Source organism: Paraburkholderia sp. RL17-380-BIE-A (assembly GCF_046028085.1).
Classification (GTDB): domain Bacteria; phylum Pseudomonadota; class Gammaproteobacteria; order Burkholderiales; family Burkholderiaceae; genus Paraburkholderia.
Genome location: NZ_JARESQ010000007.1, coordinates 114,425 through 128,851, shown reverse-complemented (window position 1 = coordinate 128,851; position 14,427 = coordinate 114,425). Strand labels below are relative to the sequence as shown.

The 14,427-nt window shown below is 62.0% G+C and carries 16 protein-coding genes; 9 read left to right on the top strand and 7 right to left on the bottom strand.

Annotated features, from left to right (window positions below; all coding sequences use genetic code 11):
• The first annotated feature begins 46 nt into the window (after positions 1–46).
• The gene (locus P0D68_RS14140) at positions 47–205 is read left to right on the top strand and encodes a hypothetical protein (protein ID WP_408468554.1); all 159 of its coding nucleotides are present in this window, start codon (positions 47–49) and stop codon (positions 203–205) included.
• A 144-nt stretch (positions 206–349) separates the two neighbouring features.
• Here the strand turns inward: P0D68_RS14140 and P0D68_RS14135 are convergent, their stop codons facing one another.
• Together P0D68_RS14135 and P0D68_RS14130 are read right to left on the bottom strand one after the other, a co-directional pair.
• Positions 350–805, bottom strand: coding sequence for a hypothetical protein (locus P0D68_RS14135; protein WP_408296868.1), 456 nt, complete (start codon positions 803–805; stop codon positions 350–352).
• Positions 806–1,086: 281 nt separating this feature from the next.
• On the bottom strand, positions 1,087–1,983 hold the full coding sequence (locus P0D68_RS14130; RefSeq protein WP_408296871.1) for a LysR family transcriptional regulator: 897 nt from the start codon (positions 1,981–1,983) through the stop codon (positions 1,087–1,089).
• Between the two features lie 184 nt (positions 1,984–2,167).
• Here P0D68_RS14130 and P0D68_RS14125 point away from each other — a divergent pair, with 184 nt between their 5' ends.
• The 6 genes from P0D68_RS14125 (at position 2,168) to P0D68_RS14100 (ending at position 7,347) form a co-directional block, all read left to right on the top strand.
• Positions 2,168–3,166, top strand: coding sequence for an NAD(P)H-quinone oxidoreductase (locus tag P0D68_RS14125; protein ID WP_408296874.1), 999 nt, complete (start codon positions 2,168–2,170; stop codon positions 3,164–3,166).
• A gap of 681 nt (positions 3,167–3,847) precedes the next feature.
• Entirely contained in the window at positions 3,848–4,834 is a 987-nt protein-coding gene (locus tag P0D68_RS14120; RefSeq protein WP_408296877.1) for a hypothetical protein, read from the top strand.
• A 377-nt stretch (positions 4,835–5,211) separates the two neighbouring features.
• Positions 5,212–5,613: a hypothetical protein gene (locus P0D68_RS14115; protein ID WP_091795193.1), complete on the top strand. Its 402-nt coding sequence runs from the start codon at positions 5,212–5,214 to the stop codon at positions 5,611–5,613.
• Between the two features lie 162 nt (positions 5,614–5,775).
• On the top strand, positions 5,776–6,600 hold the full coding sequence (locus tag P0D68_RS14110; RefSeq protein ID WP_408296880.1) for a hypothetical protein: 825 nt from the start codon (positions 5,776–5,778) through the stop codon (positions 6,598–6,600).
• A 169-nt stretch (positions 6,601–6,769) separates the two neighbouring features.
• Positions 6,770–7,129 carry a hypothetical protein gene (locus P0D68_RS14105; RefSeq protein ID WP_408296882.1) on the top strand — a complete coding sequence of 120 codons (360 nt, stop codon included), beginning with the start codon at positions 6,770–6,772 and terminating at the stop codon, positions 7,127–7,129.
• Positions 7,129–7,347 carry a DUF6566 family protein gene (locus P0D68_RS14100; protein WP_091795184.1) on the top strand — a complete coding sequence of 73 codons (219 nt, stop codon included), beginning with the start codon at positions 7,129–7,131 and terminating at the stop codon, positions 7,345–7,347. Before P0D68_RS14105 ends, P0D68_RS14100 begins: the two co-directional genes overlap by 1 nt.
• An 8-nt stretch (positions 7,348–7,355) precedes the next feature.
• On the opposite strand, the gene P0D68_RS14095 is transcribed toward P0D68_RS14100, so the two are convergent.
• Positions 7,356–7,973 (bottom strand): LysE/ArgO family amino acid transporter, encoded by a 618-nt coding sequence (locus P0D68_RS14095; RefSeq protein WP_408296884.1) that lies wholly within the window; start codon positions 7,971–7,973, stop codon positions 7,356–7,358.
• A gap of 97 nt (positions 7,974–8,070) precedes the next feature.
• Between P0D68_RS14095 and P0D68_RS14090 the strand changes: the two genes are divergently transcribed.
• Positions 8,071–8,964, top strand: a complete 894-nt coding sequence (locus P0D68_RS14090) for a LysR family transcriptional regulator ArgP (RefSeq protein WP_408186561.1) — start codon at positions 8,071–8,073, stop codon at positions 8,962–8,964.
• Between the two features lie 62 nt (positions 8,965–9,026).
• Here the strand turns inward: P0D68_RS14090 and P0D68_RS14085 are convergent, their stop codons facing one another.
• The 4 genes from P0D68_RS14085 to P0D68_RS14070 form a co-directional block, all read right to left on the bottom strand.
• Positions 9,027–10,469, bottom strand: a complete 1,443-nt coding sequence (locus P0D68_RS14085; protein ID WP_408296886.1) for a heavy metal sensor histidine kinase — start codon at positions 10,467–10,469, stop codon at positions 9,027–9,029.
• A 47-nt stretch (positions 10,470–10,516) separates the two neighbouring features.
• On the bottom strand, positions 10,517–11,200 hold the full coding sequence (gene irlR, locus P0D68_RS14080) for a heavy metal response regulator transcription factor IrlR (protein ID WP_091800626.1): 684 nt from the start codon (positions 11,198–11,200) through the stop codon (positions 10,517–10,519).
• 23 nt (positions 11,201–11,223) lie between these two features.
• The gene (locus P0D68_RS14075) at positions 11,224–11,598 is read right to left on the bottom strand and encodes a hypothetical protein (protein ID WP_408296888.1); all 375 of its coding nucleotides are present in this window, start codon (positions 11,596–11,598) and stop codon (positions 11,224–11,226) included.
• 281 nt (positions 11,599–11,879) lie between these two features.
• The gene (locus P0D68_RS14070; RefSeq protein ID WP_408297010.1) at positions 11,880–13,226 is read right to left on the bottom strand and encodes an NAD(P)/FAD-dependent oxidoreductase; all 1,347 of its coding nucleotides are present in this window, start codon (positions 13,224–13,226) and stop codon (positions 11,880–11,882) included.
• A 207-nt stretch (positions 13,227–13,433) separates the two neighbouring features.
• On the opposite strand from P0D68_RS14070, the gene P0D68_RS14065 reads away from it, so the two are divergent.
• Positions 13,434–14,405, top strand: coding sequence for a LysR family transcriptional regulator (locus tag P0D68_RS14065; protein WP_408296890.1), 972 nt, complete (start codon positions 13,434–13,436; stop codon positions 14,403–14,405).
• The last annotated feature ends 22 nt before the right edge of the window (positions 14,406–14,427 follow it).

Sequence of the window (14,427 nt, the reverse complement as noted above, 5' to 3'; positions counted from 1 at the left end):
CTGACCTACAATATAAAGATGGTCGCGACCTGATAAGGAGGCTACCATGACTCAGTCCATGATCTACTTCGTTGTCGGCCTGGCGGTCGTGTTGGCGGCTGTGTTGATGGCTGCGCGACGATACAGGCGTGATCACCCTGCGGATGGAATGACCCATTGGCTTGATTCGCACCACATGGGCTGGCTGCACCGGCACAGACACTAATGCCGCATCGCAAAATCGAAAAACCCCGCATTGCAGCGGGGTTTCGTGCGATATGTATTCCTCGGTAGCCCTACCGCTGAGGGCGAGACTTTAGCCGGATTGTCCCATCGGCGTGGCCCATCAAGTCTCTATCCTGCGCATCGCTCATTGAATCCGGTCCGTGACCCGGCCGGCAAACGTCCAGCCCAGGTCCTGTCTCCAGATGTAGGTATAGCCGGTTGGACCGTCGATAAACACGGTGATCGGCTGGCTCGTACCTCGGTTATCCTCACGTCGCGACGTTCCCACTGGTGTGACCCGGCCCTTGGCCGCCTTGGGCGCCGCATCTGCGGCGTCGAGCTTCCAACCGTCAGCCGGAACATACGTGAGCCGCATGGTGCCGCCTGCGGGAGGCTGGACGAGCAGGGTGAGCGGGGAATTCGCATTGCTCGCCTGCGCTTTACAGGGCGCCGCCGCGTCGTACCCCGTCGTGGTCGCTATGCTTGCTTCATGAGCGGGCTCGCCGTCGGTGGCGGCGAAAGTGATCTGACCATACGTTGCAGACATCAACGCTGCCAGGGTGGCCGTGATCATTGCGGCACGTCGATTTGAGCGCTTCATTGCCGTTCTCTCCTACCTGCGGAAGTGGGCGACGATTCCGACGCACTCGTGATAGGTGCACCATCTGGAAGGTGCTGGACCCACGGCGCGATGCCCTTCCGAAAGCAAGACGGAAATTACGAAAGTATTTTGAAGGAGCCGCGGCTAAAGGAGTTTTGTCGTGCCAAACGGCGACGGCCGCGGTGTTGCGCGGTGGTGCATTGAAGGGCTGACGGTCTGCATAAAATGGCCGCTCGGGCACGTAACGCGACACGCCGACGCCGGAGCCAGGTCGTGGATGGCTATCTCGTGTGGGTTGTGTGATCTTCGAATGCGGAGACGATGCCGTCAATCATCGCTGCGATGCGCGCGGTATGCCGAAGGTCCTGATGCGTGACGAGCCAGATCTCGTAGACCGCCCCACGTGCGGGTTCAGGCCATAGCTGGACCAGGCCGTCGTGTTCAGCCAGATGTATCGGAAGCTCACCGATGCCGAGGCCGGCCTTTACCGCGGTACGCAGCATCAGGCTGGAATTGAAGGTCGATACAATGCGCCCGGCATGTATCGGTTCGCCAGCAAGAGCGCCAGCAAGCGTCGGTGAGCGACTACCTGTCCAGCTTCCCTGATAGACGACAAGATCGTGGCCCGCGAATGCGAAGCCGGCAACCGGCTTGCCGTGCTGCTCCAGATAAGCGTTCGATGCAAAGAGCGCCATCGGCCAGCGAGCGAGGCGCCGCGCAACAAGATCGGGATTATCCGGCCTGACTGAGCGGACCGCGATATCCGCTTCACGCTTTGCCAGATTCAGCATGCGCGTCGACGTGTCGAGCAGGACGCGCACTTCGGGATGCAAGGCATGCAGGCGTTCGATGGCGGGCAACAGGAATTCGAGCGCGATCGAGTCGGTGCTGGTGACTCTTACATCCCCCGCAAGGCGCGTATCCGTGCCTTGCGTTCGTCTGACGAGTTCGTGTGCGGAGTGCTCCATTTTCTCCGCCGATTTCAGCGCTGCCTCCCCTGCGGCGGTCAACGCGTAACCCTCAGAGGTGCGCAGGAAGAGCGTTGCACGTAGGGCGTGCTCCAGTGCCGCAATCCGTCTGCCGACCGTGGCCTGATCGAGATTGAGTGTCCTGGCCGCTCCACGGAGCGTTTTTTCGCGCTCCACCGCGAGAAACACTCGCGCGTCATCCCAGTTCATCGTGCTGCTCTCCTGATGCAAATTTGCATCTGTCAGTGTGAATAATGCTGCGCGAATTCATCAATGTCGAGGCCTATACTGATTTCAGGCGTTGCTCGTTCGCTGATCCTCCCGGATTAAACGAGCCTCATCCATAGAAGGGGTGGTATCCATGTCTGCTTCAACTTTTCGCGTACCGTCGTCGATGACGGCCATCGAGATCAAACAGCCCGGAGGTCCTGAGGTCCTCGTGCCGACTACGCGCCCGGTTCCGATGCCGGCCTCCGATCAGGTTCTGATTCACATCCACGCGGCGGCCGTGAACGGCCCAGATGTTTTCCAGCGCAAGGGGCTTTATGATCCGCCCGCCGGCGCGTCGGACATTTCGGGGCTGGAAGTGGCAGGTCAGGTGGTTGCACTAGGCTCCGACGTGTCCCAATTCCAGATCGGCGAACTGGTGTGTGCATTGATTCCCGGTGGTGGCTACGCAGAATACGCGGTCGCGCACGCCTGCAACACGATGCACATTCCCAAAGGCCTGACGTTGGTGGAAGCGGGGGCGATGCCCGAAACGTTTATGACCGTATGGCTGAACCTGTTCCAGCGCGGCAAGCTGGTTGCCGGCGAATCGGTGCTGATCCATGGCGGTGCGTCCGGTATCGGCACCACGGCGACCATGCTGGCGAAGGCATTCGGCGCTGCGAAAATCATCACGACGGTGGGTTCCGAGGCGCATCGGGAGGCGAGCCTGGCGTTGGGTGCGGACGTCGCGATCAATTACCGCGAGGACGATTTCGTCGCCGAAACGAAGCGGTCTACCGACGGAAGAGGCGCCGACGTGATCCTCGACATCATTGCCGGTGACTACGTGGCCAGAAATTATGACGCCGCGGCGATGGATGGGCGGATCCTCCAGGTGGGCGTGATCAAGGGGCCGGCGAAGGATCTCAACCTCGTGCCGATGTTGACGAAGCGTCTGACGCATATGGGCTCGACTTTGCGATCACGCACGTCCGCGGATAAGGCGACCATCATCAATGAACTGGAGCGGCAGGTCTGGCCGCTCATCGAGAGCGGCATGATCAAGCCGGTTGTCTACCAGACTTTTGCGCTTGCCGACGCTCGCGGCGCTCACGAGCTGATCGATTCCGGTACACACTTCGGAAAAATTGTTCTTACGACAGGCGCCGATCTCATTGGCTGAAGGAGCGCTGTTTTTAAAGGTCGCGGTCGGTCTCATGATCGTCCTCGACGATCGGCCGAAGAGGGTTTGTAACGGGAGGGAGGTGGATCGCATCTGAATGACTCGGACGGGTCTTCAGGAGGACGAAGTCTGGCCGGCTCCAGAAGATAGTGTTGAAGCGCCACCAGAACAAAGCGCCCAGCATTCTTCTGGCAAGGCGCCACGGACCGCAGTCATTCGATACCAATGAGGGTCCGCTGCAAGCCCATGCCACGGGCAGACCGTGAAGCGATGGCTGAACTCGAAGGCCGGCACCGGCGGTCCATACAGTTTGAAAATGGCCCCTGCCACTATCTCGTGGCGAGAGAACGAAGTAGTTTGACTGTTTCCGCCGATCGCAGATCGGCAGTCACCGCTGTCGCTCAACCATCTTCACCGACTACAGTAGAACTTCGCCGAAAAGTATCGCCGCGTATCAACGATACAATTGGGCGGCTCTCAATGTAATCCACTCGAAGTGCCGCGAAAGGTGGAGCGGTCGTCACGCGCCAGATCGGTTGTCCGGAAGTGTTGTACTGGCACGCAATGCCAGTCTCGTGGAAGACAAACAAAGCGATCAGATCGACAGGAGTGGGTCATGTGCGTTCGGTACGCTGTGTGGCAGCTTGCAGTCGCGCAGACAAATGACGAGGTCGTTTGACCATGCCCGCGCTCCGGATGCATTGGTCGTGCGGCGCGTCATCGGCGTGCGCCGCCCTGGCCTTCACCCTGTTGCCCTGTCTGTCGAATGCACAGGCCGGGCCGGGCCAATCGACGCGCAATACCGTGGTCGGCGGCGATGTGAAGCAACATGCCAACGCCGTGCTCGCGATCATGACCTACACAACGGTCCCGGACGTTACGACCAGTAACCTGTCGGTCAATAGCGGCACTACCGGCAATCCAGGTTTCGGTCAGACGCAGTTTGGCGGCGGTTTCACCATCAGCAAATCCGTCCCGTTGTACATGGAGGGCACGCTCGCCTACAGCCGTTACGATCCTATCTTTATCGCTACGAATGGCGCCGAGCAGCGTGCGGTGCCGACAAGATGGAACACGTTCAGCGGCACGGTGGGCATCGGCTGGGATTTCCGGATCACGGATGAACTGGTGTTCCGTCCGATCCTGAATGGCACGATCGGGCGTGTTTCAAGCGATCTGAAAGTGGGGCAGTCAGTCTTCAATCACGTCACTGACCGCAATCTGCAGTTCCTCGAAAACGGCTCGCTTGACGCGTACGGCTACGGTGGCTCATTAATGCTCGACTACGAGCACTACCGCGAGAACTATGAAATCGATGCCGAACTGCGTGCCACCGACATCTACCTGTGCAGCTTCGGCGGTTCGTCGGAGGCCGTTCAGGGTTCGGCCATGGCGCAGCAAGTGAGCCTGTGGACCCGCTGGCGCGCGCCTACCGGCTGGCATGCATTGGACCGGCCGATCCGCTATGTGCTGGAAGCCGCTTATTCCCACTACTTTGGCGACAGCGCTGGCGTGCTGGGGTTCAACGACCTCACGTCGTTGGGCGTCGGACTGGAACTCGATAGCAGCAAATATCCGATCTTCATCACTCGCACGCGTGCGATGGTGCGATACGTGTTCGGACACAACGTGCACGGTGTGTCGCTCGGGTTTGCAATGAGTTTTTAGCTTTTTGCGGACCGCACGGTGCGCGGATTCTGGTTGCGCGTAGCCACGCGCTAGCGCCTGGCTGTTTTTCCGCCAAGCAGGAAATGTGGCCAAGCGCATGTGGCCAAACCCATGTCGCCAAACCCATGTCGCCAAACCCCATTGGCTGCAGAGTCGCAGCGATAAACGCAAGCGCCGGATTCTGGTTCCGGACCTAACGCCGGCCGTTCAGTCGCGGTGTAGTATTCGACCATGCGGGCGTTCTCGCCCGGCCTCGACGGCTTGCGGATTTCATGCATCCATGACGTTGACGGCAATCTGGTTAAACGGTCTGGACACCGCTCCAACGAAACGCATGGCGGCGTCGGCCATGTCAACGACATCGGTGGGGAAACATCATGTCAACCGAGTGGAAGCGCCGCGCCAGGCTCTTTATCCAGCGTTTCTGGCAGCCGACCAGCGCGTGCATGACCTGCATGCCAGGGAGTTGGGGCAATGTCATGAGTTTTGCCCACTGGGCAATTGCATTCCATACTGGTCTGCTCACCGGACTCCTCGCCGTACTCCTGACCTTCACACCTGCGGCGAAGCTCTACACGCATCGATACGGCAATGCGCTTGTCGTCGGCGTCCTGACGACGATAGGCGACGCTTATTCGCACGCGAGTCATTACCGCATCCCGTATGTCGAGCACATCGTGACGGGTGCTATTTCCGGTCTCCTGGCGTTGATTGCCTCCTATCTCTTCGAAAACCGCGCGCGTCGCCTGCGGGCGGCGTGGGCGTGGGTTGTCGGATAGCTTGTCCGTCGGCTCTCTGAATCCTCACGCTCGAACCGAATACGCGCTAAAGATTCATTCCCGGGCGCCGATATGCAGATCGGCACGCTCGTCTTGCGGCGCGTTAGCCGACGGGCACGGGAACACTCGGGTTGCGATAAGTCGATAGGGGATTGAAAGAGTATGCAGATCAAGAAGACCAGCGTGCTGGCCGGCGTGTCATTGGCGTCCATCGCCCTGTTGTCCGGGTGCGCCCAGTTCGTGCCGGTCAAGGACATAGCCCGGGACAAGCCGGGGTATCTCGCAACGCATTTCAGCATCGAATCGTTGCCTTCCGGGGTGCGCGACAAACTGCCCGCTCCAGGCGAGCACACGCTGCCGTTCAAGATTCTGACGATGTCGGGCACGCTGTCAGGGCACGTCGGCGCCGTCGCGATGAAGAGCGATTTCAAAGCCACACTGATCAACGCCAAGGACACGGGTTTGGTCCAGCAGGTGCTCGAGACGTCGTCTAACGACGTACCGAGCGGCGCGACGTTCAGTCTTTCGTACCTGAACGTGTACAGCCTGAAACAGGAGACGGCTTCCTACTCGCAGACAATGGCGTTCATTCCGTTCGTCGTGCATGACAGCGACAACAACCAGTTCGCGTTCGATGCGCCGAAGGAAGATACGACGTACACCACAACCTTCAAGGTCGGCACGACGGTGCAGATCACCAACTTCCGCACGACCGTGTCGCGCTGTCACACGGGCCACTACTATCCGGCTTCGCAGGTCAATGCCACGCTTACCGGCAAGGCGATCGACTTCGACTGCGAGGACACCAAGGACGGCATCATCCAGAACAAGACGCGTCGTACGTATCTGACCGAATACGGTATTGGAGTGAGCCGTTCGCTCGCGACGTCGACCGCGAAATTCGACTGGACCTATAGCGACTTCGAAAAAGACGGCGAGAAAGCGCCGACCCGTTTCGGCAAACCGGCGAGCGACAAACCCATCTGATCCGGACGCGTTTTCACAAGCTTCAAAAGTTCGCACACTCATCCGATTGCGCAAATACCTGTATGGATGTACAGTAGCTCGCAGTGCGTTTCGTCACGGCGAGCAGGTACTATTTCGCGATATTCTTCACGCCGGGCGTGAACCGCGCGAAAGAGCATACGGAGAGAACATGTTTCGAATTTTCGGCTTGGGCGCAATGCTGCTCACGGTGGCTTCGACGGGAATCGCCGGGGAGCACTACGTCGAGATCTGGAACCCGCCAGAAGCGCGAGCGAGCATGCCGCATCGCCCGGCTGGAGCACGCAAGCCGGCAGCGGGCAGACACGTTGGTCCGCATGCCGTGGCGGTGCATGCGCGGCGTTCGCCGGCAGCGCCGGCAGCAGTGACGAAGCTCGCCGCGAAGACGGATACGCGAGAAAACGTGCCCGTGCACGTACCGGACATGACCGAGATTCCACGGCAGATAACGCCGGAGGGCAATGTATTGCGTGTGGATTCGCGCGGTGCCACGGCTGAGGTCATGCGCTAATGGAATCCGAGACTTATCACGGCTACACCGTCTGGGGGCATGCCATCCTGCAGCAGGAGGGCATATTGCAGCCCGAGCGGTATGGAGCGAGCGGAACCATTACGCAAGCCGGCAAGCTGATCGAGGCGTCGGGCATTCTCGCCCACTTCGATACTGAAGAAGAAGCGCAACGCGCAGGTTTGGAATGGGCGCGCGCCTGGATCGACAGTCACGGGTAACCCGGCCTTCACCGCAGTTGCGTCACCGCGAGCAGCAACACCATGCTGCCGATCGCGCCATCCAGCACACGCCAGGCCGTCGCCCGCTTGAAGAGCGGCGCGAGGGCGCGCGCGCCGTAACCCAGCCCGATGAACCAGATTCCGCTGACCGCCATCGCGCCCAGCGCGAAGGCAACCCGCGCGCCTTCGGGTTCGCGTGCGCCGGCCGTGCCGATCAGCAGGAACGTGTCGAGATACACGTGCGGATTGAGCCACGTGAAGGCGAGCGTCATCAGAATGATCGGTACGGCGCGCTGCACAGGTGCCGCGCCACCGCCGTCGCTTTCCAGCACCGCGTGTTCCGGCCGCACCGCGCGGCGCAACGCGTTGAATCCGAACCACGCCAGATAGGCGAGCCCGACATACAGCATGGCGTGCACGAACACCGGATAACGCTCGACCAGCACCGATGCGCCGCCGACGCCCGCGCCGATCAGAATGAAGTCCGACAGCGCACACAGCGCGACGATCTTGCCGACGTGCGAACGCATGATGCCCTGACGCAGCACGAAGGCGTTTTGCGCGCCGATGGTGACGATCAGGGATGCGCACAAGGCGGCGCCGTGGGAAAAAGACAGCCAGTTCATAATCGATCCAGTAGACGGGAGAAGCGAACGGGGCTAGTCTGCGGGTTTGCTTGGAATAAGAGAAGCTAATTTACTTAACGCCGATTAAGGAACGCTAATGCTCGACTATGCGTTGCTCGACGCGCTGGCCGCCGTGGTGCGTCACGGCTCGTTCGACCGCGCCGCCAGCGAACTGAACGTGACGCCGTCCGCGGTGTCGCAGCGGGTCAAGCTGCTCGAAGAGCGCGTGGGCAGCGTGCTGGTGAAACGCGGCCAGCCCTGCGTCGCGACCACTTCGGGCGCGCTGCTGTGCCGGCACACCGAACGCGTGCAATTGCTGGAAGCGGAGTTGACCGGCCGCCTGCCGGCGCTGCCCGGCGCGCTGGTCGAACCATGGCCGGCGCTGCGCGTGGCCGTCAACGACGACAGCGTCGGCACCTGGTTTATCGATGCGGTCGCGCAATTTTGCGTAGAGCGGGAGATGTTGCTCGATCTGGTAATCGACGATCAGGACCATACAGCGGAGCGGATTCGCGACGGCAGCGTGCAAGGCGCGGTCACCACGCAAGCCGAGCCGGTGCAAGGTTGCCGCTCCACGCGTCTTGGGCGGATGCGTTATCTGGCGGTCTGTTCACCGGACTTTCTCGCACGTCACTTTGCAGGCGGCGTGACGCGCGAGAGCTTGCGCCACACGCCGTGCGTCGACTTCAATCCCAAGGACCAGTTGCAAAAGCGCTTCATGCGCCGCATCACGCGCGCGGAACTCGATCCGCCGTTGCACTGGATTCCGCATGTCGCCGGTTTTTTGCGCGCCTGCGTGACGGGCCTCGGCTGGGGCATGTGCCCGGAGCGCATGATCGCCCCGCATCTGGCCAACGGCGAACTGGTGGAAATGGCGCCCGGCAAGCCGATCGATGTCGACCTGTACTGGCAGAGCTGGCGTTTGTCGATCGGTTGGCTCGACGACTTCGGCGCGGTGCTGCGCAAGCGGGCGGCAGAGTTTCTGGACTGAAAGTCCGCCCGGCGTAACCCGACTCGCGGCGAATCGCCGACGCAAGCCGACCTGCGTTTCGCTCAAATACCAGGCGGATGAGGGGGATGAGAGGGATAAAAGGGATGAGGCGGGTGCTTCGGAAAGCGCAGACTGAAAGTGGTGCGCACATGCGCCACGCTTTCCACGCTGCATTCGCCTTGATGTTCGTCCATGATCGACTTGACGATGGCAAGTCCGAGACCGGTGCCGCTCGCCGAGTTATGGCGTGATGGATCGACCCGGTAGAACCGGTCGAAGATCCGCTCCAGATGCGGACTGGCGATACCCGCCCCGCTATCCGACACCGACAGCAGAGCATAGCGCCGGCGCTCGTCGCACTGCACGTTGACAACACTGCCGCGCGGCGCGTGGCTCAACGCGTTTGAAATCAGATTACTCAGCGCCCGTTGCACCAGCGGCACATCGCCTTGAAAGTGTGCATCGCCCGATACGACGATCTCGACGCCGGCATCCGCAGCCATGGTTTCGTAGTAGCCGGCGATCCGCATCGCCTCGCTGCGCGCGTCGACAGACTGCAGCGCCAGCCGGTGGTGACCGCTATCCGCGCGGGCGAGAAACAACATGCTGTCGATCAGACGCGCGAGGCGCTGGAATTCGTCCACGCTCGATTCGATCACGCCGCGATATTCATCCGCGGAACGCGGTTGCGATAGCGCCACCTGGGCTTCGGCCAGCAAGTTGGTGAGCGGAGTGCGCATGTCGTGCGCGAGATCCGAAGAAAACTGCGTGAGGCGCGTGAAGGACTCGTGCAGGCGGGCCAGCATCCGGTTGAAGGCGCGGCTCAACTCCTTCAGTTCACCCGGCATGTCGTGCTCGGGCAACGGCCGCGCAAGATGGCTGCTGGAAATCCGTTCGGCACGCGCCGTCAAACAGGCTAGCGGCCGCAGGCCCAAACGGGCGATCGACCACGCGAGCAGCGCATTCACAAGCGTCCCGGTCGCGATGACAAACAGCACGTTGAGCGCGTAAGCGCGCAATAACGCGTGTTCGCTAGTCGCATCGTATTGCACGACCACGCGCACCTCGGTGCCGGACAGGTCGCCGAGCGGCGCCGTCGCCACCAGAAAGCGCAGCGGCTGTGTCCTCGCTGACACGGGTACGGGAGCGGCGCCGGCGCGCACGGTCATCGTTTCCGCATTCGGCCAATAGCCACTGGTGCGGATGAGCGGTGCGCTGCGCGTGTCGAACAATGCGATATCGAGGTTCTTGTGACCGTGCAACTGGTTGTGCCAGGTCGCACGATCGGCGCTGACCGTCGCGAGATCGGGCATGGTGCGCAGGCGCGTTTGCAGCGTGGCGAGGGTGGTGGCCATCTCGTGACCCGACGTCGCTTCGAGGCGCGTTTTCAGGCCGTGGTACAGCAACAGGCCGTTGAAAACCAGCACTGCCGAGGTCGACAGGGCGAACAGGATCGACAGCCTGCCGCGCAAGGTGCGTGGCAGGAGTCGCACAGGCGGCTTCATGATCCGCGCTGTCGCGCGCGGACGCATTGCCGCGAATAGACTTCGCATCATGGCAGGGACGTGTAGCGCTCTTCCAGTACGTAGCCCATGCCGCGTACGGTGTGGATCAACCGCGGTTCGTAGTGGTCGTCGACTTTCGCGCGCAGGCGCCGGATCGCGGCGTCCACGACGTTCGTGTCGCTGTCGAAGTTCATGTCCCACACCTGGGAGGCGATGGTCGAGCGAGGCAGGATTTCTCCCTGACGACGCATCAGCAGCCACAGCAACGCAAATTCCTTGGCCGTGAGCAGGATCGTGTCGCCCTGGCGCGTGGCCTTGCGGCGCGTCAGATCGAGCACCAGATTCGACACTTGCAACGAGGCGGCGTCGCGGGCTTGTCCGCGCCGCAGGATGCTGCGGACACGGGCCAGCAGTTCGGCGAAGTCGAACGGTTTGCCGAGATAGTCGTCGCCGCCCATTTCGAGGCCGCGCACCTTGTCGTCCACCTCGTCTCGCGCGGTGAGCAGCAGCACCGAAGTCGAATGCGTGCGGCGCAGGTTTTTCAGCACCGTCCACCCGTCCTGGCCGGGCAGCATGACGTCGAGGATGATCAGGTCGTAGTCTTCCGTCAGCGCGCGATGCTGGCCCGTCACGCCGTCTTCCACCCAGTCGACGGTAAAGCCCGCCTCGGTCAATCCCTTTCGCAGGTACGTGCCGGTTTTGATTTCGTCTTCGACGATCAGGATACGCATGGTGTTTTCTCCGGTGACGCTTTTCAGCGGCCCATGCGCGTGACGGGACTGCATGACAGGGAGGCATGAGATGCCTCCAGGCTCTGATCTGCTGCGGGCAGAGGGTTCGACGGGCGGGTCGACGTGCGCGCCATGGCGGAAAACACTTCGAGCGAGAGCAGGCCGCGCGTGAACAACGCGCCGTCCTGGCCACCCGGCTTCCCGGATAATGATGCGGATGCGGACGAGGATGCGCAGGACGGCTGGCCGCCGTCGAACAACCCGTCAGGCTGATTCCACCAGAACGCCAGGGAGCTGATCGCAATGACAACCAGGGCGGCCGCCAGCGAGACCGGCCGTTCGATCTGAAGCCGTTCCCATTGTGCCGGGAAGCCCGCGCCGAAATGGGCGATGCGCATTGTCAGGCTTCGCATTCTTTGAAAATGCCGCATACGGTACGAGTCGAAAGTGAAACGGCCTCATCGTACGATTTGCTGCTCGATTTCAAGATGAGAGCAAGATGACAATTTCGTCATATATCGCGCATGCATCCTCGGTTGCGGTACTTGATGCGCATGGTGGCTTCCGCGTGGCACGCGGAGTGGCTTGCGCGGTAGGCGCCGGATTGCGCCACGGTGAAGGGTGTCGGTGGACGATGGCCTGTGGCGACTCACGATACCCGTGAGTCGCCTCGTTTCGCTCAGTGCAGACGGATCACCGGATGCACGCGTCTGCGCAGCCAGTGGCTCGCCGTGTCGAGCGCCATGCGTGCGAAACCGGTCAGCGACATGACGTGGCGCCGATAAATGAGCTTGTAGACGGCAGTAGCGAGCCAACCGTCGACGAACACCGGCTGCGTCAGCAGGCTGCTGCTGAGGCTGCCAATCGCGCCTTCACGCCCGAAGCCGACCAGCGTACCGGCGTCCCGATAGATGAACTCCGGCAGCGCTTCACCCGCCACGCGGCACTTCAATGCGCGCGCGAGAAACATCGCCTGCTGGTGCGCGACCTGCGCACGCGGCGCGAGGAACGCGCCTGGGTTGTCGGCGGGGCAGGCCGCGCAATCGCCCAGACCAAACACGTTCGCGTCGTTCGTGCACTGCAGTGTGCGATTCACGCTCACCTGCGCGTTGCGGTTCACCGCGATGCCGTCGAGCGTGCGCAATACCGGCGGCCCCGCGATACCCGCTGTCCAGATCGCGATGTCGCTGGCGAGCGGCGCACCGCCTTCAGTCAGCACGGCGTCGGCGCGTACTTCGGTGACACGTGTCGCGCTCAACACTTCCACGCCGAGGCTGTCGAGCATCCGCTGCGCGCGCGCCGAAATCGTTTCGGACAGCGCGGGCAGTACGCGCCCGCTGCTTTCGATCAGGCGGATGCGAAAGTCGCGCACCGGATCGAGCGAAAACGGGCTGTAGCGATTCAGCAAGCGCACCGTGTCGCGCAGCGCCGCGGCGAGTTCGACGCCGGTCGCGCCAGCACCGATGATGTTGATCGACACCGGCGTGTCCGCTTGCGCGGTCCGTGCCCGGCGTGCGTGGTTGGCGCGCAGGCAGGCGTCGAGCAGCTTGCGGCGGAAGGCTTCGGCATGCGCGACCGATTCGAGCGGCAATGCATGTTCGGCGGCGCCGGGCACGCCGAAATACTGCGTGACGCTGCCCATGGCCAGCACCAGTGTGTCGAAGGCGATCTGCCGTGACGGCAGGATTTCGCGGCCGTTGGCATCGCGCAGCGCGCTCAGGGTGATATGACGCTGCGCGCGATTGAGCGCAGTGAGCTCGCCCTGTTCGAATTCGAAGCCGTGCCGTTGCGCCTGTACCGCATATTGCAGTTGATGCGTGGCGGGATCGAGCTGGCCCGAAGCGGCTTCGTGCAGCAGCGGCTTCCAGAAGTGCGTGGGCCAGCGGTCGACCAGCACGATGTGCGCGAGACCGGCGCGCCCGAGCGATTCGCACAGTCGCGTGGCGAGCCCGAGTCCGCCCACGCCGCCACCGACGATGACGATCCGATGCGCCGCCGTGTTGTCCGTCCGTTGCGCGTGTTGCATATGCTGCGCACGCTGCGTTGTTGCGCCTGCCTGCTGATCGATTCCGACCATGATCGCTTTCCTCCGAACGTTATTCCTGCCGGGCCGGTGATGGCGCTGCGTGGAGCGCGATACCGAAGATTTCCGGTTGATCTGTGAGGCCAGTATAAAATCGGCGGAAACCGCAGCACAATTTAATGTTTATGAAGAACATATAGGTTTTCACTTATGTTAAAAGTCGCCACGTTTCGTCAGTTGAAGGCCTTGCATACGGTTGCGAAGCTCGGCAGCGTGTCGCGCGCGGCCGAGGAATTGCGGCTCACACAGCCGGCCGTTTCGCTCCAGGTGCGTTTGCTGGAAGAGGCCGCGGGCGCGCCGCTCTTGCAGCGCGTGGGGCGTGGTGTGCAGTTGACCGCGGCCGGCGAGATTCTCGCCCGCTATGCGCTGGAAATCCTCGACCTGTGGAACGGCGCGGCGGACGATCTGGCCGCGTTGCACGGCGAGCAGGGCGGCACGCTGCGCATCGGCGCGATCACCACGGCCGAGTATCTGATCCCGCCGTTTCTCGTGCGTTTTACCGAAGCGCGTCCGCAAGTGAAAGTGCAGTTCAAGGTCGGCAATCGCGCCGACATCATCCGCATGCTGGCTACGCATGAAATCGATCTCGCGGTGATGGGCAGTGCGCCGCGCGAATTGCGCACGGCGGCGACCGCGTTCGCGAGGCATCCAATGGCATTCGTCGCCTCGCCCGCGCACGCGTTGATGAAGAAAAAACGTTTGTCGCTCGACGACCTGCAAAGCGCGAATCTTTTCGTGCGGGAGCGAGGTTCGGGCACGCGCTCGACCGTCGAGAATCTGTTTCGCCTCGCCGGGCACAAGCTGCACATCGGCTCCGAGTTGTCGAGCAACGAGGCTATCAAGCAACTGGTGGAGGCTGGATTGGGTATCGCGTTCCTGTCGCTGCACGCCTGTTCGCTGGAGTTTCAGGCGGGCCTGCTCGCGTTGCTGCCGCTGCCCGCCAATCCGATCGAACGCGACTGGTACGTGATGCATATGTCGGACAAACGCTTGCCGCACGTCGCCGGTCTGTTCCGCGATTTTTTGATCGAGCACGGCATGTCCGGCGCGGTGCCGGTGCCGCTGCCAACCGTCGCCGCGGCAAAAAAGCGCCGCCAGGCGCGTCAGGCGGGCGGCGCGTAACACGCATCGATTCTCGCTATTC